The sequence below is a fragment of the Rhodococcus sp. MEB064 genome (genome assembly GCF_000834565.1).
In the GTDB taxonomy this organism is placed as follows: domain Bacteria; phylum Actinomycetota; class Actinomycetes; order Mycobacteriales; family Mycobacteriaceae; genus Rhodococcoides.
Genome location: NZ_JXQS01000015.1, coordinates 103,279 through 122,672, shown reverse-complemented (window position 1 = coordinate 122,672; position 19,394 = coordinate 103,279). Strand labels below are relative to the sequence as shown.

22 protein-coding genes and 4 tRNA genes are annotated in these 19,394 nt (G+C 67.1%); 20 read left to right on the top strand and 6 right to left on the bottom strand.

Annotated elements, in window-relative coordinates; translation table 11 throughout:
- Positions 1–58 precede the first annotated feature (58 nt).
- Positions 59–1,669 (top strand): 2-succinyl-5-enolpyruvyl-6-hydroxy-3-cyclohexene-1-carboxylic-acid synthase, encoded by a 1,611-nt coding sequence (gene menD / locus RU01_RS08400; RefSeq protein WP_042574127.1) that lies wholly within the window; start codon positions 59–61, stop codon positions 1,667–1,669.
- On the opposite strand, the gene RU01_RS08395 is transcribed toward menD, so the two are convergent.
- On the bottom strand, positions 1,666–2,163 hold the full coding sequence (locus RU01_RS08395) for a DUF2505 domain-containing protein (protein WP_042574067.1): 498 nt from the start codon (positions 2,161–2,163) through the stop codon (positions 1,666–1,668). The genes menD and RU01_RS08395 overlap by 4 nt on opposite strands.
- A gap of 41 nt (positions 2,164–2,204) precedes the next feature.
- Here RU01_RS08395 and RU01_RS08390 point away from each other — a divergent pair, with 41 nt between their 5' ends.
- The 4 genes from RU01_RS08390 (at position 2,205) to RU01_RS08375 (ending at position 5,670) form a co-directional block, all read left to right on the top strand.
- The gene (locus RU01_RS08390) at positions 2,205–2,657 is read left to right on the top strand and encodes a DUF3592 domain-containing protein (protein WP_042574126.1); all 453 of its coding nucleotides are present in this window, start codon (positions 2,205–2,207) and stop codon (positions 2,655–2,657) included.
- A 73-nt stretch (positions 2,658–2,730) separates the two neighbouring features.
- Positions 2,731–3,879 carry a glycosyltransferase family 4 protein gene (locus RU01_RS08385; protein ID WP_042574125.1) on the top strand — a complete coding sequence of 383 codons (1,149 nt, stop codon included), beginning with the start codon at positions 2,731–2,733 and terminating at the stop codon, positions 3,877–3,879.
- A 28-nt stretch (positions 3,880–3,907) separates the two neighbouring features.
- Positions 3,908–4,612: a demethylmenaquinone methyltransferase gene (locus tag RU01_RS08380; RefSeq protein ID WP_082042977.1), complete on the top strand. Its 705-nt coding sequence runs from the start codon at positions 3,908–3,910 to the stop codon at positions 4,610–4,612.
- A 62-nt stretch (positions 4,613–4,674) separates the two neighbouring features.
- Positions 4,675–5,670, top strand: a complete 996-nt coding sequence (locus RU01_RS08375) for a hypothetical protein (RefSeq protein WP_042574065.1) — start codon at positions 4,675–4,677, stop codon at positions 5,668–5,670.
- Positions 5,671–5,675: 5 nt separating this feature from the next.
- Here RU01_RS08375 and RU01_RS08370 read toward each other — a convergent pair whose 3' ends face one another.
- Positions 5,676–6,971, bottom strand: coding sequence for a geranylgeranyl reductase family protein (locus tag RU01_RS08370; protein ID WP_082042976.1), 1,296 nt, complete (start codon positions 6,969–6,971; stop codon positions 5,676–5,678).
- An 80-nt stretch (positions 6,972–7,051) separates the two neighbouring features.
- Here RU01_RS08370 and RU01_RS08365 point away from each other — a divergent pair, with 80 nt between their 5' ends.
- A complete protein-coding gene (locus RU01_RS08365; protein WP_042574063.1) occupies positions 7,052–8,092 on the top strand; it encodes a polyprenyl synthetase family protein in 1,041 nt (346 codons plus the stop codon).
- Between the two features lie 70 nt (positions 8,093–8,162).
- A complete protein-coding gene (htpX, locus tag RU01_RS08360) occupies positions 8,163–9,029 on the top strand; it encodes a zinc metalloprotease HtpX (protein WP_042574062.1) in 867 nt (288 codons plus the stop codon).
- A gap of 1 nt (position 9,030) precedes the next feature.
- On the opposite strand, the gene RU01_RS08355 is transcribed toward htpX, so the two are convergent.
- Positions 9,031–9,522 (bottom strand): YajQ family cyclic di-GMP-binding protein, encoded by a 492-nt coding sequence (locus RU01_RS08355; RefSeq protein WP_042574061.1) that lies wholly within the window; start codon positions 9,520–9,522, stop codon positions 9,031–9,033.
- Positions 9,523–9,678: 156 nt separating this feature from the next.
- On the opposite strand from RU01_RS08355, the gene RU01_RS08350 reads away from it, so the two are divergent.
- The 11 genes from RU01_RS08350 (at position 9,679) to rplA (ending at position 14,597) form a co-directional block, all read left to right on the top strand.
- A tRNA-Tyr gene (locus RU01_RS08350) sits at positions 9,679–9,761 on the top strand.
- A gap of 159 nt (positions 9,762–9,920) precedes the next feature.
- Positions 9,921–9,993 (top strand) — tRNA-Thr (locus RU01_RS08345).
- Between the two features lie 35 nt (positions 9,994–10,028).
- Positions 10,029–10,101: transfer RNA gene (locus RU01_RS08340), tRNA-Met, on the top strand.
- Positions 10,102–10,199: 98 nt separating this feature from the next.
- Positions 10,200–10,367 (top strand): 50S ribosomal protein L33, encoded by a 168-nt coding sequence (rpmG, locus tag RU01_RS23115; protein ID WP_042574060.1) that lies wholly within the window; start codon positions 10,200–10,202, stop codon positions 10,365–10,367.
- A gap of 253 nt (positions 10,368–10,620) precedes the next feature.
- Positions 10,621–11,187, top strand: coding sequence for a (3R)-hydroxyacyl-ACP dehydratase subunit HadA (gene hadA, locus RU01_RS08330; protein ID WP_042574059.1), 567 nt, complete (start codon positions 10,621–10,623; stop codon positions 11,185–11,187).
- A complete protein-coding gene (gene hadB / locus RU01_RS08325) occupies positions 11,177–11,605 on the top strand; it encodes a (3R)-hydroxyacyl-ACP dehydratase subunit HadB (RefSeq protein ID WP_042574058.1) in 429 nt (142 codons plus the stop codon). The genes hadA and hadB overlap by 11 nt, the downstream gene beginning before the upstream one ends.
- 122 nt (positions 11,606–11,727) lie before the next feature.
- A tRNA-Trp gene (locus RU01_RS08320) sits at positions 11,728–11,803 on the top strand.
- Positions 11,804–11,912: 109 nt separating this feature from the next.
- Positions 11,913–12,341, top strand: a complete 429-nt coding sequence (gene secE / locus RU01_RS08315) for a preprotein translocase subunit SecE (protein ID WP_042574057.1) — start codon at positions 11,913–11,915, stop codon at positions 12,339–12,341.
- Positions 12,342–12,408: 67 nt separating this feature from the next.
- Positions 12,409–13,260 carry a transcription termination/antitermination protein NusG gene (gene nusG / locus RU01_RS08310; RefSeq protein WP_042574056.1) on the top strand — a complete coding sequence of 284 codons (852 nt, stop codon included), beginning with the start codon at positions 12,409–12,411 and terminating at the stop codon, positions 13,258–13,260.
- A gap of 106 nt (positions 13,261–13,366) precedes the next feature.
- The gene (gene rplK / locus RU01_RS08305; RefSeq protein ID WP_042574055.1) at positions 13,367–13,801 is read left to right on the top strand and encodes a 50S ribosomal protein L11; all 435 of its coding nucleotides are present in this window, start codon (positions 13,367–13,369) and stop codon (positions 13,799–13,801) included.
- Positions 13,802–13,877: 76 nt separating this feature from the next.
- Complete coding sequence (rplA, locus tag RU01_RS08300) at positions 13,878–14,597, top strand: 50S ribosomal protein L1 (RefSeq protein ID WP_042574054.1); 720 nt, start codon at positions 13,878–13,880, stop codon at positions 14,595–14,597.
- 74 nt (positions 14,598–14,671) lie between these two features.
- Here the strand turns inward: rplA and RU01_RS08295 are convergent, their stop codons facing one another.
- The 3 genes from RU01_RS08295 to RU01_RS08285 all read right to left on the bottom strand — a co-directional run bounded on the left by RU01_RS08295 (position 14,672) and on the right by RU01_RS08285 (position 17,945).
- Positions 14,672–15,517: an alpha/beta fold hydrolase gene (locus RU01_RS08295; RefSeq protein ID WP_042574124.1), complete on the bottom strand. Its 846-nt coding sequence runs from the start codon at positions 15,515–15,517 to the stop codon at positions 14,672–14,674.
- 126 nt (positions 15,518–15,643) lie between these two features.
- Positions 15,644–17,635, bottom strand: coding sequence for a CocE/NonD family hydrolase (locus RU01_RS08290; RefSeq protein ID WP_082042973.1), 1,992 nt, complete (start codon positions 17,633–17,635; stop codon positions 15,644–15,646).
- A 112-nt stretch (positions 17,636–17,747) separates the two neighbouring features.
- On the bottom strand, positions 17,748–17,945 hold the full coding sequence (locus RU01_RS08285) for a hypothetical protein (protein ID WP_042574053.1): 198 nt from the start codon (positions 17,943–17,945) through the stop codon (positions 17,748–17,750).
- 334 nt (positions 17,946–18,279) lie between these two features.
- Here RU01_RS08285 and rplJ point away from each other — a divergent pair, with 334 nt between their 5' ends.
- Positions 18,280–18,834 (top strand): 50S ribosomal protein L10, encoded by a 555-nt coding sequence (gene rplJ, locus RU01_RS08280; protein ID WP_042574052.1) that lies wholly within the window; start codon positions 18,280–18,282, stop codon positions 18,832–18,834.
- A 109-nt stretch (positions 18,835–18,943) separates the two neighbouring features.
- Positions 18,944–19,330, top strand: coding sequence for a 50S ribosomal protein L7/L12 (gene rplL / locus RU01_RS08275; protein ID WP_027504561.1), 387 nt, complete (start codon positions 18,944–18,946; stop codon positions 19,328–19,330).
- The last annotated feature ends 64 nt before the right edge of the window (positions 19,331–19,394 follow it).

Sequence of the window (19,394 nt, the reverse complement as noted above, 5' to 3'; positions counted from 1 at the left end):
GCCGCTGGAGGCCGGCCGATCAGTGAGGCGGGTGGAGCATTTGTGACACTCTGAAATGGTGAACCCGTCCACGTCTCAAGCCGTCGTCGTCGTCGACGAGATGATCCGCGGCGGCGTCCAGGACGTCGTGCTGTGCCCCGGGTCGCGGAACGCGCCGCTCGCGTTCGCGCTCGAGGCCGCCGACCGCGCCGGTCGCGTCCGCCTGCACATGCGTATCGACGAGCGAACCGCCGGCTTCCTCGCCGTCGGGCTCGCCGTCTCGGGGCGTCGTCCGGTGCCCGTGGTGATGACGTCGGGAACGGCGGTAGCCAACCTCGGGCCCGCCGTGCTCGAGGCCAATTACGCCCGGGTGCCGCTCGTGGTGCTCAGCGCGAACCGCCCCTACGAGATGTTGGGGACAGGTGCGAACCAGACCGTGGAGCAGCTCGGACTGTTCGCCGGTCAGGTGCGTGCGACCATCAGCCTCGGGCTTGCCGAGGAGTCCGACCAGGTCAATAGCCAGTGGCGATCCGCCGTCTGCCGCGTCCTCGCCGCGGCCCGTGGAACTCGATCCGGCAACGCGGGCCCGGTCCACTTCGACATGCCGCTGCGCGAGCCCCTGACCCCGGACCTGTCCGACGGTCGGCCCGCGCCGGAGGGTCGCCCGGACGGCGCGCCGTGGACCACCACCCAGTACGCGACGCTCGACGTGCCGGTCGATCTGGATCTGACACCCGACACGGTCGTCATCTCGGGCCACGGTGCGGCCTACCGTCCGGAGCTCGCCGGCCTTCCCACGGTCGCCGAACCGACGGCTCCGATGCACGGTCACCCTCTCAACCCGCTGGCACTCGGTGCGTTGTCACCGCGTCAGGCGATCATCACCGGGCGTCCCACGCTGCACCGTCAGGTGTCGAAGGTGCTGGCCGACCCGGCGGTATCCGTCATCGCGCTCACCACGGGTCCGCGCTGGCCCGACGTGTCGGGCAACGTTCTCGCCACCGGTACGCGCGCACTCGTCTCGTGTGAGCCGTCCCCCGACTGGATCCGTCGGTGCGCCGAGGCGTCCTCGTCCGCCGACGCTGCCGTCCACTCCATGCTGGAGAGCGTCGGCACGTCGACCGGTCTGCACGTCGCGGCCGCGGTGTCGTCCGCGCGCCGCCCCGGTGACCTGCTCGTCCTGGGGGCGTCCAACCCGGTGCGCGACATGGCGCTGGTCGGATATCCCGCCGAGGACGTCCGAGTGCTGTCGAACCGCGGAGTGGCGGGTATCGACGGCACCGTGTCCACTGCCGTGGGTGCAGCGCTGGCCCACGACGGCCGCACCATCGCGCTCATGGGCGACCTGACGTTCCTGCACGACGCGTCCGGCCTGCTGATCGGCACCGGGGAGCCCCGCCCGAAGGACCTGACCATCGTCGTGGCCAACGACGACGGCGGCGGCATCTTCGAGTTGCTCGAGCAGGGCGATCCGCAGTACGCGGGCGTGTTCGAGCGGGTGTTCGGGACCCCGCACGGCATGGACCTCGCAGCGCTGTGTGCGGCGTATCGCATCCCGCATCGCCGCGTCGACACGGACGCTCTGGCCAAGGAACTGACCGGTCACGCCGAGGGAACACGTGTTCTCGAGGTGACGACGGATCGGTCGGGGCTGCGCGACCTGCACGCGTCGATCCGCGCGACGCTCTAGATCTCGGCGAGGTACTCGCGTGCCTGCTTGCTTTCCGAGTGCACCATCTTGCCGATCATCTCGGTGACCATGCCCTCGATCTTGCCGCCGACGAACGGGACCTTCACCTCGGCCGTTCCCTTCAGGGTCAGGCGCGATCCGGTGCCGTGCGGCACCAGTTCGAAGGTCCCGCGCACCTTGGAGGTCAAGCCGGTCGATCCGCCCTCCAGGGTGCCGGATGCCCGGTCACCCCGCAGCGGTCCCCAACTGTCCTTGCGAGTGATCACCAGATCACCGCGGATCACCTTCCGGACGAACCCGGGCAGCACCGACGCGCCGACTCCCTCCGAGATGACGACATCGAAGCCGCCGTCCGGACGGTGGGTGTACTCCACGCTCGCGTGATCGGACACCTCCTTGGTTCGCCTGTCCCACAACGCATCATCGGTCAGCGCGGCGTGAGCCCGCTCCGGTGTGACATCGAAGTCTTCGGTGAAATCGAATTTCCGCCCCATGGTGGACGAGGTTACCTGCCGCCGATCGTTAGCCTGTGCTGGTGAACCTCGCCGCCGAATCACGGGCTCCCGGCCCCTCGACCCGCACGCGGCGTCGACTGCCCACCGTGCTCGTGGTGATCGCGACCGTCGTCTCCGCTCTCGCGGTTCTGCTGGTGCTGGCGGCCTGGCGCAACGACCACACCATCTCCTCCGACGAGGGTGTCGCCACCGCCGAGGTGCTCTCCGCCGGACGACTGCGCTCCGCGGTCAGCTTCGTCACTCCCGACGGCGAGATGCACAACCCGAAACTCGGCGTGCTGTACCCGACCAACCTGATCGCCGGCCAACGCATCGACGTCGAGTACTCCCGGAGCGACCCGGATCTGGTGCGCGTCGCCGGCCGTGACGCGTCGGTCGCGGTGGTCCCGGCGCTGTCGGTGATCGTCGTGGCGTGGCTGATCGCGGGGCCGTCCGTGCTGCTGATCCGCCGACGAGAGCGCGCACAGACATAGGTTCGCTCGCGGTTCGCCCGTCCGTAACGTTCGCATCGCGTCGCGGTCGCCGCAGACCGGAACAGTGCACGGTGTGCGCATAGCCGTGATCGCCGAATCGTTCCTGCCCCAGGTCAACGGTGTCACCAATTCGATACTCCGGGTCCTCGAACACGCGGAATCCGCCGGACACGAGGCCATGATCGTGGCGCCCGACACCCCGGCCGGTGTGCCGCCCGCACCTACGTCGCACGGGTCGTTCCCCGTGCTGCGGGTGCCGTCGGTGATGGTCCCCAAGGTCAGCTCTCTCCCGGTGGGCATGCCGAGCCCGGGAATGACGGCTGCGTTGCGGTCCTTCGGTCCCGACGTCGTCCACCTGGCATCGCCGTTCTCGCTCGGCGCCGGTGGGCTCGCGGCAGCACGACGGCTCGACGTCCCGGCCGTCGCCGTCTATCAGACCGACGTCGCAGGCTTCGCCGAGAGCTACGGGCTCGGACTGACCGCGCGCGCCTGCTGGGCCTGGACCCGGCGCATCCACAAGGGCAGTGCCCGCACGCTCGCGCCGTCGACGTCGGCGATGGACGCTCTCGCGGCGCACGGCATCCCCCGGGTGCATCGATGGGGCAGAGGAGTCGACACCGTGCGATTCGTCCCGTCGGCGAGAAGTGCCGAGCTGCGGGAACGCTGGACCGGGGGAGCGGACTCCCTGGTCGTCGGGTTCGTGGGCAGGCTCGCACCGGAGAAGCACGTCGAACGTCTCGCCGTCCTCGACGGCATGCCGGGTGTGACGGTCGTGGTGGTCGGCGACGGACCGGAGCGCGCGCGCCTCGAGCGGGCGATGCCGTCGGCAGTGTTCCTCGGTCAACTCGGCGGCGACGACCTTGCACGGGCGTACGCGTCGTTCGACGTGTTCGCTCATCCGGGTGAGCACGAGACGTTCTGCCAGACCGTGCAGGAGGCTTTGTCGAGCGGTGTGCCGGTGATCGGTCCCGACGCCGGTGGCCCGCGCGATCTGGTCAGCCACTGCCGCAACGGGTACCTGCTCCCGGTCGAGCGCTACGAGGAACTTCTTCCGAGCGCGATGCGGGCTCTCGCGGATCCCACGACGCGCGCGAGATTCGCCGCGGCCGCCCGCAAGTCGGTGCTGCATCGCACCTGGCCCGTGCTGTGCAACCAGCTCATCGGGCACTACGAGGACGCCATCGGCACGTCCGCGGTGAGCCGCCGCACTACCGCGGCCTAGGTGGGCGGAGCACACGTACTGTTCAGGTGTGGCAGCACATGGCTCCAGAGCTCAACTGGACAAGAAACCGCACGACGTCGCCTCCATGTTCGATGGAGTCGCCAAGCGGTACGACGTGACCAACACGGTTCTGTCCTTCGGGCAGGACCGCGGGTGGCGCCGTGCGACTCGTGACGCGCTGCGCCTGCGCTCCGGCGAGACGGTGCTCGACCTCGCGGCCGGAACCGGTGTGTCCACCGAGGAGCTGGGACGCTCCGGTGCATGGTGCGTCGCGACCGACTTCTCGAAGGGCATGCTCCGAGCCGGCCTCTCTCGCGAGGTACCGATGGTCGCGGGCGATGCGATGCACCTGCCGTACGGCGACGACGTGTTCGACGCCGCCACCATCTCCTTCGGACTCCGCAACGTCAGCGACCACGACGCCGGCCTCCGGGAGATCCTGCGCGTCGTGAAGCCGGGTGGGCGCCTGGTCGTGTGCGAGTTCTCGACGCCGGTGTTCCCGGTGTTCCGCACCGTCTACATGGAGTACCTGATGAAGGCGCTCCCGGCCGTGGCCCGGACGGTGAGCAGCAATCCGGATGCGTACGTGTACTTGGCGGAGTCGATCCGCGCCTGGCCCGACCAGGCCGAGCTTGCCGGTCGTATGAGATCTGCCGGTTGGGGACGCGTCCAGTGGCGGAACCTCACAGGCGGCGTAGTTACGTTGCACAGCGCTGTGAAGCCGATCGACTGACAAATGCACAAAACGTCCGCATAGGTCTCGATCAAGCGTGCTGATACGGCATGATTTGGCGCATGCCTGTTCCGGATTGGCTTCCTTACGCGACCCTCGCTGCATCGGCCGTCGCTGCCGGAGGAGCGGGGTGGGCCGTCGGCACCACGCGGATGCACCTCACCCGTGAGACGCGCCGGGCACGCGAACTGCGTACTATCCGCTCCGAGTTCACCCACGACGCCGGGCGCGACAGCGTCGAGGCGTCGTTGGTCCGTGACCAGGTCACCCAGCGGTACCAGGAACTCTCCGTCGCGTTGACGACGTTCCAGACCGCCTGGATCGAGGCCGTCCGTCGCCGCACGGCGGGCGTCGGTGCCGGGTTGCACGACGAGCTTCCCGCCGGCTCCGAACCCGACGACGGCCGACAGGCCGTCGAGGACGCGTACCGCGAACTCCTCCGGGTCTCGACCATCACCGTGGTCGTCGCCCGTCAACGCGTCGCACCGCTGCTCGAGATGCTGATGTCGCTCGATCTCCGCGTCCTGGTGCCCTACTCCACCACCGGTGCCATGCCCGGTCCGGCCGTGGAACGCCTGAACCGCGAACACGGTTTCCTCATCGAGATCCAGCGCCTGCTGCGCGATGCGATGCGCGCCGACCTGGGCCTGCTCGATGCCGGTGACCTCGGCCTGCTGATCATGGACACCAAGCGCGTCGTCGACACCCTGTCACCCGATCAGCGCTCCATCGGCTTCGGCGCGACCGAGCGCCGGATGGTCGAGTACCTCGTCGAATACGGGGTGAGCGTTCTCGCCGGCGGCAACGAGCGCGACTACACGATGGAAGCCGACCGGTTCACGTTCTACCAGTCGAAGGATCCGTCCCTCGCCGGTTCGGTGGAGGCCATCCTGGCGCTCTACGGAGCCGACCTCTCGCTTGCCGTCCACGCCGATCTGCGGGACGAAGCGCGGGTGCCGCTGCTGCAGCGGGTCGTCGCGACACTCGAGTGCGGCTTCCGGGACCGCGAGGGAGTGCGCCTCGACGACGGCACCGTCGTCTACGCCTTCCGTCGCTAGTCACCTCACATGAACGGCGGGCGGTCGTCGACCTTCACGGACGCGGTGCCGGCGGCGCGCCACGCACGCGCGACGACGTCGTGATCGGCGTCGGTGATCAGGTTGCCCATCACCCGCACGGCCACGGTCATGATCGCGCGTGAGCGCATGCCCACCGGTCCGGTGGCGGGCAGGAACCGCGGCACGGTGAGCAGCCCGGCCAGGCGTCGGGCGACGGAGAAACTCTGCCCGTAGTGCTCCCGGAGAACGGCGGGCCAGACCTCCGTCAGGTCGGCGTCGCCGAGGTGCTCGGCGATCAGTCTGCCGCCCTCGAGGCCGTAGTCGATGCCCTCTCCGTTGAGAGGATTGACGCAGGCGGCCGCGTCGCCGATCAGGGCCCAGTTGCGGCCCGCCACCGTGGACACGGCGCCGCCCATCGGAAGCAGCGCGGACTGCACGCGTCGGACTCCGCCGGTGAGACCCCACTCCGACTCCCGTTGCGACGCATACAGATCCAGCAACGGACGCAGGGCTCCCGCGGCGGGTCGCTTCGACGTCGCGAGGGTGCCGACCCCGACGTTGACCTCACCCGTCGCGAGCGGGAAGACCCACCCGTACCCGGCCTGCAGCACACCGCCCGAGTCCCGCAGTTCGAGGTGCGAGGTGATCCACTCGTCGTCGCTGCGATCGCTCGTGACGTAGGCCCGCGCCGCGACGCCGAAGGCCGTGTCGCGATGCCACGTCCGGCCCAGGATCTTGCCCAGGGGTGAGCGCACGCCGTCGGCGACGATCAGTGTCCGGCACGTGACGGACGTTCGTCCCGTCGACGTCTCGAAGATCACCTGTGCCACGCGGTCACCTCTCATCACCACGTCGACAGCCTTGGCGCCCTCGACCATCGTGGCGCCGGCGTCGACGGCGACGCGGCGGATGCGGTCGTCCAGTTCGGTCCGCGGGACCGCGCTGCCGACATCGGGGAGGGAGCCGCCCGGCCAGGGCAGCGTCAGTTCCTGGCCGAAGCCGGTGAGGCGGAGTCCACGGTTGACCGCGCGGGAGCGCAACCACTCACCGAGTCCGAGGAGGTCGAGTTCGGCGACGGCTCGCGGCGTCAGACCGTCGCCGCACGTCTTGTCCCGCGGGAACACGGCGGCGTCGGCCAGCACGGTGTCGCGCCCTCCGCGGACGGCCCACGCCGCGGCTGCGCTGCCCGCCGGTCCCGCGCCGACGACGAGAACGTCCGTGACCAGGTCCGAGCCGGCGGTGTCGGGCGCGGCAGACGTGTGTGCCGTCGGCGTCACACCTTGTCGGAGTCCATCGGTCATCCTTCCATCTTGCAGGCAGGATAGGTTGGGGGCGGACAGGGCGCCGTGCGCGGCGCAGCGTGGGCAATCGGACGACGGAAATGGGTGCGGGCACGGTGACCGACACGAGTGCGGGTACGACGAGTTCGACCGTGGTGGCGGGCGTCGACCTGGGAGATGCCGATTTCGCGGCGACGGTGCGCACATCCATGGCGGAGATCGAAGACCTCCTGGTTCGTGAGTTGTCCGACGGTGAGGACTTCCTCACAGAAGCCGCACTGCACCTCGCGAAGGCCGGCGGCAAGCGATTCCGCCCCCTGTTCACGGTGCTGACCGGGCAGCTCGGACCCAACGCGTCCAGTCCCGACATCGTCACCGCGGCCACCGTCCTCGAGATGGTGCACCTCGCGACGCTCTATCACGACGACGTGATGGACGAAGCTGCCATGCGGCGCGGCGTCGAGAGTGCCAACGCACGCTGGGGCAACAGCGTCGCCATCCTCGCCGGTGACTACCTCTTCGCCCACGCCTCTCGCTTGGTCTCGACGCTGGGTCCGTCCGCGGTGCGCACCATCGCCGAGACGTTCGCGGCGCTGGTCACGGGCCAGATGCGCGAGACGATCGGCAGCAAGCCCGACCAGGATCCGGTCGATCACTACCTGACGACGGTGTGGGAGAAAACCGGCTCGCTCATCGCGACCAGCGGCCGCTTCGGCGGAACGTTCTCCGGCGGCGATCTCGAGCACATCGAGCGCCTCGAACGGCTCGGTGACGCCGTCGGTACCGCTTTCCAGATCTCCGACGACATCATCGACATCTCGTCCGTCGCGTCGGAAAGCGGGAAGACGCCGGGAACGGACCTGCGCGAAGGCGTCCACACCCTGCCCGTGCTGTTCGCGCTGCGCGCCGAGGGCGACGACGGCGACCGCCTGCGGCACCTGCTCCGTGGCCCTGTCACGGACGACGCGGACGTCGCGGAAGCACTCGAACTGCTCAGCCGGTCGCCGGGCATGAGCCAGGCCCGCGCGACGCTGGACACCTACGCTCAGCGCGCCTTCACCGAACTCGACGCTCTCCCGCAGGGACCGGCGAACGACGCTCTCCGCCGGCTGGTGCAGTACACCGTCGACCGCATCAGCTGACGGGAACTACCCGCGCCACCTCGTGCGTTGTCAGGGAGAACCCTGATATCGAGAGGTACGGCGAGAGACGATGAAGTTCGCGAACGGACTGAAGACGTTCGGCCTGATGGTCGGGATGTCGGCGCTGATCGTCTTCATCGGAGCCTTGTTCCAGAACTCGACGATCCTCGTGGTCGCGGTCCTGTTCGCGGTCGGGATGAACGGGTACGCCTACTTCAACAGCGACAAGCTGGCGCTGAAGTCGATGCACGCGCAGCCCATCACCGAGGTCGAGTACCCGCAGATCTACGCCGTCGTCCGTGAGCTCGCGACCGCGGCGCACCAGCCGATGCCTCGGCTCTACATCAGCCCCACCAACGCCCCCAACGCCTTCGCGACGGGACGGAACCCGCGCAACGCTGCGGTGTGTTGCACCAGCGGCATCCTGGCGCTGCTGAACGAGCGCGAACTGCGCGCAGTCCTCGGTCACGAGCTGTCGCACGTCTACAACCGCGACATCCTGATCAGCTCCGTCGCGGGTGCCATGGCGGCCGTCGTGTCCGGTCTGGCCAACTTCGCGTTCTTCGCCAACATGTTCGGCGGCCGCGGCAACGGTCAGGGCGCCAACCCGCTGGCCCTGCTGCTGGTGTCGATGCTCGGACCGATCGCGGCGTCACTGGTCAAGCTGGCGGTGTCCCGCTCGCGGGAGTTCCAGGCGGACCAGTCGGGCGCCGAGTTGACCGGCGACCCCCTCGCCCTGGCATCCGCGCTGCGGAAGCTGCAGAGCGGCACTCAGGCGGCACCACTGCCCCCCGAGCCTCAGTTGACCGCGCAGTCACATCTGATGATCGCCAACCCGTTCCGTGCGGGAGACCGGGCGAGCAAGCTCTTCTCCACACATCCTCCGATGGAGGAGCGCATCGCCCGGCTCGAGCGCATGGTCGGGCCCTACACCTGAGTCAGCGGTAGTTGACGTACTGCAGGGCGATGCCGAAGTCCTCGCCTTTGAGGAGCTGCTGAACGGCCTGCAGGTCGTCCCGCTTCTTGCTGCTGACGCGCAGTTCCTCGCCCTGGATCTGCGCCTTGACGCCCTTGGGGCCCTCGTCGCGGATCTTCTTCGAGATCTTCTTGGCGTTCTCGGTGGTGATGCCCTGCACCAGCGTGCCGGTGATCTTGTAGGTCTTGCCCGACTGCACGGGCTCGCCGGCGTCGAAGGCCTTGAGCGAGATGTCGCGGCGGATCAGCTTCTCCTTGAACACGTCGAGCGCGGCGACTGCGCGCTCCTCGGCGTCGGCGGTGATGACGACGGCTTCCTCGCCGGACCATTCGATGGAGGCCCCGGTGTTGCGGAAGTCGAAGCGTGTCGCCAGTTCCTTGCCCGCCTGGTTCAGCGCGTTGTCGACCTCCTGGCGGTCGACCTTGCTCACGACGTCGAACGACGAATCGGCCACGGGAAATCCTCCTGGATAAGCGATCGGTACTGCGACGACGGTATCGCGTCCTGCCGGTTTGCAATCCGGGGGTGCGGTCGTTGTATTCTGCCTATCGCACCTCGAAGGGGAAATCTCGCGGACTCACGAGAATCTTCGCCCGAGTCGTGCGATCACGGCAGATTGCCCGAGCGGCCAATGGGAGCGGACTGTAAATCCGTCGGCTTATGCCTACGTAGGTTCGAATCCTACATCTGCCACACCCGACGGACCCCGGTGAGAACTTTTGCCGGGGTTCGTCGCGTAGAACGAGGACGAAACGCCGAACGCAACGTCTGGACCAGCCAATTTGGTGCGAAGTTGCGGCACTGTGTAATGTCTTCGAAGGCTTCGACGCACGCCTGCCGTGCGCCGAACCTGCCCCCTTAGCTCAGTCGGTAGAGCGTTTCCATGGTAAGGAAAAGGTCAACGGTTCGATTCCGTTAGGGGGCTCGCGGGACCGAGCGCCTGCCGGCGTTCGGCACCGAGGCGGTGTAGCTCAGTCGGTAGAGCAAACGACTCATAATCGTTGTGTCGCCGGTTCAAGTCCGGCCATCGCTACTCGACAGGGACTCCGCCGCTGCTGCGCGCAGCGGGGTCCGGTATTCCACGACCTGCGCAGCACCCGCATCAACGTTCTACCGAAAGCAGGCATCGACGTGGCCTCCTCCACTGACGTTCGGCCCAAGATCACCTTGGCGTGCGAGGTGTGCAAGCACCGTAACTACATCACCAAGAAGAATCGCCGCAACGATCCCGATCGCCTCGAGATCAAGAAGTTCTGCCCGAACTGCGGAACTCACCGCTCGCACCGCGAATCTCGCTGATCGTTCGCACCTCGGCGCTGCCACACCCCACGGGGCGTGGCAGCGCTGACGCATGTTCGGGCGCAGTCCGCTTCGGCGCCGGTGATCCGAACTCCGCCGTGGCGATCTCGAATCCGATCGTCTCGACACCATCGTTATCGAACTCGCCCGACAGACCCGTCAGGGAAATCGGCGGGGCCGTCAGGATCGCTGTCGGCCGACGCCCGCAGTCGCCCGTGGTGAGTTCCTCATCATCCTCGGGGGGGAAATCGACGTGACCGCCACAGCGTCCATCGAAGCAGTGTCCACGGAGTCGGGTGCAGGTCGTCCGGTCGATCCGGCAGCGCACACGGCCAGCAAGGTCGGCCATCACTACCGCATGCCCGACTTCTACGAGATCGGTCGCGAGAAGGTCCGTGAGTACTCCCGGGCCGTGCAGAACGATCACCCGGCCCACATCTCGGAGGACGCCGCAGCCGAGCTCGGGTACGAGCACCTGGTGGCGCCGGCCACCTTCATCTCCGTCGTCGGGATCATCGCGCAGAAGGCGATGTTCGACGAGGTCATCACCGGGTACGACCTGTCGCAGATCATGCAGGCGGATCAGCGGCTCGAGTTCCACCGTCCGATCGTCGCGGGAGACCGTCTGACCGTCGACGTGAGTCTGGACTCGTTCCGTCAGATGGGCGGCAGCGACATCATCATCACGAAGAACATCGTGACCGACGAGGCCGGCGACGAGGTGATGACGTCGTGGACGACATTGGTGGCACGCAGCGGCGGTGGGAGCGATCAGGATGCTCTCGACATGGCGAAAGGTGTGATGAAGCATGACGCGTAGACATTTCGACGAGGTCGCGGTCGGTCAGGATCTCCCGTCCCGGACCTACGAGCTCACGCGCGGCGATCTGGTGAACTACTCGGGCGTCTCCGGAGACCCCAATCCCATCCACTGGAGCGATCCTGTCGCGCGGACGCTGGCAGGCCTGTCCGACGTCGTCGCGCACGGCATGTTGACCATGGGTCTGGGCGCGGGATTCGTCACGGACTGGTCGGGCGATCCCGGTGCGATCACCGAGTACAACGTGCGCTTCACCAGTCCTGTGCTGGTGAAGGAGACGGAAGCGTCGAAGGTCGACTTCACCGGCAAGATCAAGTCCGTGGACGCCGAGGCCCGCACGGCGGTCGTCGCGATCACCGCGAAGTCGGCGGGGAAGAAGATCTTCGGTCGCGCTGTCGCCACCGTTCGGTTGGGCTGAGACGGCGTTCCTCGTCTGCTGATTTCGGGGGTGTCCCCGTGTGCAGTACACTGAGATTTCCGTCGGTCGTACGGCGCTCTGCGCTGTCCGTCCACGGGTCGAACCGGCTCCGGCCGGGTCGAAGGGGCGTAGCTCAATTGGTAGAGCAACGGTCTCCAAAACCGTAGGTTGCAGGTTCAAGTCCTGTCGCCCCTGCCACGTCCGGACGTTCCTCGTCCGGATCGCGGCGCAGATCAACCGAGTGCAGAAGACCTTCACGCGTAGACATCCTGGCGTGCAGCCCTGCCGATGACCGAGAGGAACGTTCGTGAGCGATCCGCGCGACAGCAGCTCCGACGGGTCCGAGGACCTCGCCGGGGGCGACGCAGTCGACGCCGGCAGTGCTGCCGGGAACGGTGACTCCGCGGCTCGTCCGTCCGGTAAGCGTGCGGCACGTCGATCACGTCCCGCCGGCGACTCGTCGCCGTCGAACACCACTGCCGGGAAGTCGGTGGCCACCGCGTCACGCGTGGCCGGTCGCACACGGGCCGAAGCGACGCCGAAGATGAACGTCTTCAAGCGCCTGCGGAAGTTCCTGCGCGAGGTCGTCGCCGAGCTGCGCAAGGTGATCTGGCCCAACCGCAAGCAGATGGTCACCTACACCGCAGTGGTGTTGGTGTTCGTGACGTTCATGGTGGCCTACATCAGTGGGCTGGACCTGGCGTTCATCAAGGGAGTCCAGTGGCTGTTCGGCTGATGCCGGACCTGCACGACGACGACCGCCCGAGAACGACCGGAACGAATACAGGAAGCGAGTGCCTTTCGTGAGCACGCCCCATAACGACGCCACCGAAGTGGCCGCCTACGACGCTCAGGTCGAGGCGACCAAGCAGGGCCTCGAAGCGGAGCAGGCCGCACAGGACCGCGAGACCGACGAGGCCATCGCGGCCGACGTGGCAGCAGCAACCGGCCAGGACGTCGACACCGACGCCGCCGAGGCTGCCGACACCGAGGATGCAGTCGTCGCGGACGACGCCCCCATCGATGCAGAGCCCGTCGACCCCGTCGCCGAGATGAAGGCTGCGCTCCGACGCGCGCCCGGCGACTGGTACGTCATCCACTCGTACGCCGGATACGAGAACAAGGTGAAGACCAACCTCGAGACCCGTGTCCAGAACCTCGATGTCGGTGACTACATCTTCCAGGTGGAAGTTCCCACCGAAGAGGTCACCGAGATCAAGAACGGCCAGCGCAAGCAGGTCAACCGCAAGGTTCTGCCCGGATACATCCTGGTGCGCATGGAACTCAACGACGAGTCCTGGGGTGCGGTCCGCAACACCCCCGGCGTCACCGGATTCGTCGGTGCCACCTCGCGTCCGTCCCCGTTGACCATCAACGAGGTCGTGAAGTTCCTCATGCCGCAGGAGGACAAGAAGAAGGCCACCGCGGGAGCCGGCACGTCCGGCGAGACCGGTGGCGACACGTCGTCGAAGCCGACCATCGAGGTCGACTTCGAGGTCGGCGAGTCGGTCACCGTCATGGACGGACCGTTCGCGACGCTCCCCGCCAGCATCAGCGAGGTCAACGCCGAGCAGCAGAAGCTCAAGGTGCTGGTGTCCATCTTCGGCCGTGAGACACCGGTCGAGTTGGGCTTCACCCAGGTCTCCAAGATCTAGCTCCGACGCCTTCCGGCGTCGAGGAGTCAAGGATCCGCGACCTCCCCGAAACTTGCAGCCGTACCGCAAGAAATCCGAGAATCACGCAACAACCTAGGAATTACAGATGCCCCCCAAGAAGAAGAAGCTAGCCGGGATCATCAAGCTTCAGATCCAGGCCGGTCAGGCCAACCCGGCACCTCCCGTGGGCCCCGCCCTCGGCCAGCACGGTGTCAACATCATGGAGTTCTGCAAGGCGTACAACGCCGCGACCGAGTCGCAGCGTGGAAACGTCGTGCCGGTGGAGATCTCGGTCTACGAAGACCGGACCTTCGACTTCAAGCTGAAGACGCCTCCCGCCGCCAAGCTGCTGCTCAAGGCAGCCGGCGTCGCCAAGGGTTCGGGCGAGCCGCACAAGACCAAGGTCGCCACGGTGACCATGGATCAGGTGCGCGAGATCGCCAAGACCAAGGCGGAGGACCTGAACGCCAACGACATCGACCAGGCCGCGAAGATCATCGCCGGTACTGCTCGCTCGATGGGCATCACAGTCCAGGGCTGATTGAGCCGACCAGCATTACGTGGGAGAGCCGGCCAGGCTCGTCAACCACGCTCGTACACAACGAACGGATATCACCATGGCAAAGCGCAGCAAGGCCTACGAGGCCGCAGCAGCGAAGATCGACCAGGACCAGCTCTACTCCCCGCTCGCCGCTGCCAAGCTGGCGCGCGACACGGCGTCGAGCAAGTTCGATCCGACCGTCGAGGTCGCGATGCGTCTCGGCGTCGATCCCCGCAAGGCGGACCAGATGGTGCGCGGCACCGTCAACCTGCCCCACGGCACCGGTAAGACCGCCCGCGTCATCGTCTTCGCCGCAGGTGCGAAGGCCGACGAGGCTGTCGCAGCCGGCGCGGACGAGGTCGGCGCAGAGGACCTGATCGAGCGGATCCAGGGCGGTTGGCTCGACTTCGACGCTGCGATCGCCACCCCTGACCAGATGGCCAAGGTCGGCCGCATCGCCCGCGTTCTCGGACCGCGTGGCCTGATGCCGAACCCGAAGACGGGCACGGTCACCAACGACGTGACCAAGGCTGTCAACGACATCAAGGGCGGCAAGATCAACTTCCGCGTCGACAAGCAGGCCAACCTGCACTTCGTCATCGGCAAGGCATCGTTCGACGACGCCAAGCTGGTGGAGAACTACGGCGCTGCGCTGGACGAGATCCTGCGTGCGAAGCCGTCGTCGGCGAAGGGCCGTTACGTCAAGAAGATCACGGTCTCGACCACCACCGGACCGGGCATCCCGGTGGACCCGAACCGTACTCGCAACCTCCTCGAGGACGACGCGAACGCCTGATTCGTCTCCGTAGCCACGAAAGGCCGGTATCCCGTGAGGGGTACCGGCCTTTCGCGTTGTCGGGCCCGCCGGACTCAGGCCTTGGCGGTGTTCTCCAGGATCGCCCCGATGACTCGGTCGACGAGGGCGTTGGGGATGTCGTGCGCCATGCCATCCACGAGCACGAGTGTGGAGCCCTTCACAGCCTTCGCGATGGCCTTGCCACCGGCCGGCCGGACGAGAGGATCGGCTGTCCCGTGGATGACGACGGTCGGGGCGGTGATCCGTTTCGCGTACTTCGCCAGGCTGCCCGTTCCCGTGATGGCGGCGAGTTGGCGCACGATGCCCGCGGGGTAGTAGCCGCGGTCGTATGCCTCGGTGGCGTCGGCGACGCGCTCCTCGCGGGTGGTGGGGAACTGCTTGCTGCCGATCGTCTGGAACGTGGTCGCCTGGTGCTCGATGATCTGCTGCCGCGTGGCGTTCTTGGGCGGCGGCTTCAGTAGCGGGGCGAGGGCGCGGATGTCCGGCGGCGGGAGGAACGGCTCGTTGGTGCTCGAGAACAGGATCGACACCGACAGGATGCGGTCGGGGTGCTGCCCGGCGACCACCTGCGTGATCATGCCGCCCATCGACGCGCCGACGATGTGAGCCTTGTCGATGCCCAGGTGGTCGAGGAGACCGACGGCGTCGCCGGCCATGTCGACGACGGTGTACGGAACCGTGCTGGGTCGCCCCAGTTCGTGGCGGATCAGGCGGAGGAGGGGGTTGCCGGTGACCCGGGCGCCCTCGATCTTGCTCGACAGTCCGATGTCGCGGTTGTCGAAGCGGATGACGCGGTAGCCCGCATCGATGAGCTTGCGGCAGAACGGCATCGACCAGGTCAACAGCTGGCAACCCAGGCCCATGACGAGCAGGACGGGCGGGTCGTTCACGTCGCCCATGTCCTCGTAGGCGATCTCGATGTCGCCCACCTGCGCTGTGCCGACCCGTACGTCGACGTCCGCTGGCTCAGCGGCGCGCGAGAAGGGCCGGGCGTGGCGTCCTTCGGTCATGGTTCTCTCTTTTCCTTACCAGCCGGGCTCACCGAGCAGCGGCAACGTGATGAAACTGGGGTTCTCCGGATCGATCGCGACGTCCTGTGCGCGCCACCGGGTGCGGAGGCGGTCGGGGAGTATCGGTAGGAAACGCGGTGCATCGGCTGCGAAGATGTCGAGCCTCAGGCGGTGTCCGGGGTGCAGGACAGCTTCCGTCGACAGTAGTTCGATGTCCAGGACGATGCTGTCCCCGGGGACCACCGGAAGCAGGGACTCGCGGGTCAACGGGTGATGGGCGACGAGGTAGTCGCCGTCGTCCGTGAGGGTGCTCGCGTCGTCGTCGATGGCGCGACGGGAGGCGAGCAGCGCGCCGTTGGTCAGGACGGTCGGTGTTCCGTCGGGGGCGACGTCGCACAGCATCACCGCCCACATCGCCTCACGGGCGCGCGAGACGGTCCGGAGGTGGACGTTGGCCGGTCCCGAATAGACGACCGTGTCGACGACGGGTGGTGTGGTGAACGTCAGTGCGTCGCCCTCCGCGAACCGGTTGTCGTAGGTGAATCCTCCGCCGAGGACTGCGGGCACACCCGCCAAAACCTGCGTGGTGTCGCGAGAGACGACGGTGCGGAACCCCGGTTTCACCGTCAACCGCGCCGTGTCGGTCGGCGCCTCGAAGTGCAGAGATCCGTCGTGCCGGCTGTGTGAAGCGGTTCCGGACGAGTCAGCGCTGAGGTAGAGGCGCCGAGGCACGGCGGCGGGCGCCGGGAACCGGCCGTGGGCCTCCCATCCGCCGCCCTGCTGACGCAGCGTCACCGGGCCGTAGCGGTCGATGCCGTTGTCGATACCGCGCAGCCACTTGTCGAACCATGCTCGTTCGAGCACGTCGAGACGCGGTGGGAACCCCGGTTCCCCGAAACCGATGCCCGGATTGCCGTGGTATCCGTCGCCGACGAGGAGTTGCTTGCGGCCGCGCTCCACGGTCAGCCGGTTGTACATGTCGGGGGCGGCGCCGCCGAAGATGTCGTGCCAGCACCCGTACAGGAAGGTGGGGACGGAGATGTCCTCGATGCGCGGGTCGATGGTGTCGAAGGACGGGTCGTCGTAGATCCGTGGGTCGGACCCGGTGAGGAAGCCGTTCACCAGATTGCTGATATTGGTTGCGGGAGAACGCAATCGGTCCGCGAGCCACGCTCGGCCGCCCCGTGCGAGCAGCCGCGGTGTCGGAACCCACTTGAGAGTGTTGACCGCGGTGAGCCACAGCGGGATGAACAGGGACGGAGCGCCGCCGGTCGCGAAGATCTCCCGGACGATGTCCTCGGACCCTTCTACGGCGAACACCGCGTCCGGCCCGGCGGACCCTGCGGACGCGGCCTGCAGCGAGTTGATCGCGGAGTAGGAGATTCCGGCCATCCCGACGCGGCCGTCACACCACGACGACTGACGGATCCACTCGAGGATCTCCAGGGTGTCCAGTTGCTCGCGGGGCCCGAGGGTGTCCCAGACGCCGCTCGACGAGCCCGTTCCACGCGCGTCGACGATCACCTGGACGTACCCGCTGCGTACCAGCAGGCGGTTGACCGTCAGAAGGTCGGCGGCACCGCCCGCGACCACGCGGGTGATCTCGGAAATCCCGTCGAACGGGGTGCCGGTGAAGTCCACGGCACGCGAAGCCGACCGCAGCGCCCGGCCGATCACCGGAGCGGCGAGCACCGCGTCGACGGAGTCGAGCAGCACGGAGTTGTACGGGGTGATGTTGAGAACGACGGGAAAGCGAGAGTCCACGGCGCGGCCGGACGAATCGGCGGGCGAGACAACGATGGCTCGCAGAACCGCACCGTCGGACATCGTGACGGAGGCGCCGCGGTCGATGTGGACGCGGGCGAACTCCGGCGCTGCTGCGACGAGTTCCGCCCACGCACGACCGTCAGCGCCTCCGGAGGGGTCACGACGAGAAGGCTCGAGGGGTACGGCAGGGAGTGGGACCAGCTCGGGTTGCACGAGTGCATGGGCCGGTCGCGTCGTCATGACAGTCGAGTCAACCTCATGACTGTGACCAGCGCCCCACAACACGCCATTCCCTGCCCTTCGACAACCGGCCTGCTCACCGGTCGTCGAATGTCACGAAAGGGCGCGGTACCTACTTCCCGCCCTCGGGTGTGCCCTCGCTGTCGCTGAAGAATGCCCACTCACCGTCGTGTTCGACTTCGAGTCGCCATCCCAGTTCGGCGTCGTCGGACTTGCTCTCCTTGAACCAGGTGTGGGCATCGGTGGAGTTGGTGATCTCCTTCGTGTCGACGACGGATCCGGTGGGGTCGAGTACGCGGTAGTTGGCCATGCTCGTGGTGTTCCCGCGCGGCCGGTGTTCCAACCTCGGGAGCCTCGGCAGCGGTGATTTGGGCTGCTGTACGACCCCGGGGTACTCTTCTCGACGGACCTCACCTCGTGTGGGTTCCACCTGATCTGTTCCACCCAAGACCGTTGGTCATCGTCCGCTCTCCGGAGAAGGCGATTGAAGGTCCGGCCGAGCCGGCGACCCACGCAGGAGGACCGAGGACCAGGAATCCGTGCAGGCTTGCCCTGCATGCATTCTCACGCCCCGTGTGCCCTGCACCGGGGCGTTTCGTCTTTTCCGGGCCAGGCCGACTCGAAGTAACGAGAGGAGGCGAAGTATGGCAAAGGCTGAGAAGGTATCCGCAGTAGCGGAGATCTCCGAGCAGTTCAAGGGCGCCACGGCGGCCGTCGTCACGGAATACCGTGGTCTGTCGGTCACCCGTCTGACGGAGCTCCGTCGGGCCCTCGGTGCCGGAGCTACGTACTCCGTCGCCAAGAACACCCTGGTCAAGCGTGCCGCAGCTGATGCGGGCATCGAAGGCCTCGACGACTTGTTCGTCGGTCCGACCGCCATCGCGTTCATCGATGGTGAGCCGGTCGACGCTGCCAAGGCGATCAAGCAGTTCGCCAAGGACAACAAGGCGCTCGTCATCAAGGGCGGCTACATGGACGGCCGCGCGCTGTCCGTGGACGAGGTCAACAGGATCGCGGATCTCGAATCCCGCGAGGTTCTGCTGGCCAAGTTGGCCGGTGCGATGAAGGGCAACCTGGCAAAGGCCGCAGGCCTGTTCAACGCTCCCGCATCGCAGGTCGCACGTCTCGCGGCCGCACTGCAGGAGAAGCGTGCCGCAGAAGAAGGCGCATCTGCGCCGGAAGCTGCAGCTGCCGAATAGCTGATCCGCAAGGACTGCACTCCCCGAAGGACGGCCGGTCCCCGGCTTTCCCTCATCCAACACCCTGTCCCCGGATCGGCGACAAGGACTCAACGGAAGGACCGCCACCATGGCGAAGCTCAGCACCGAAGAATTGCTCGACCAGTTCAAGGAGCTCACCCTCCTCGAGCTCAGCGAGTTCGTGAAGGCATTCGAGGAGACCTTCGAGGTCACCGCTGCTGCCCCCGTCGCCGTTGCTGCTGCCGGCGGAGCTGCTGCTCCCGCCGAGGCTGCTGAAGAGCAGGACGAGTTCGACGTCGTCCTCGAGGGCGCCGGCGACAAGAAGATCCAGGTCATCAAGGTCGTCCGTGAGGTCGTTTCCGGCCTCGGCCTGAAGGAAGCCAAGGACCTCGTCGAGAGTGCTCCGAAGGCGATCCTGGAGAAGGTGGACAAGGCTTCGGCCGACGCCGCCAAGGAGAAGCTCGAAGCTGCCGGCGCGAAGATCTCCATCAAGTGATCTAGCTCCACAGCGCGAGAGCGGCCGTACCCCTCGGGGGTACGGCCGCTTTTCTCGTTTCTCG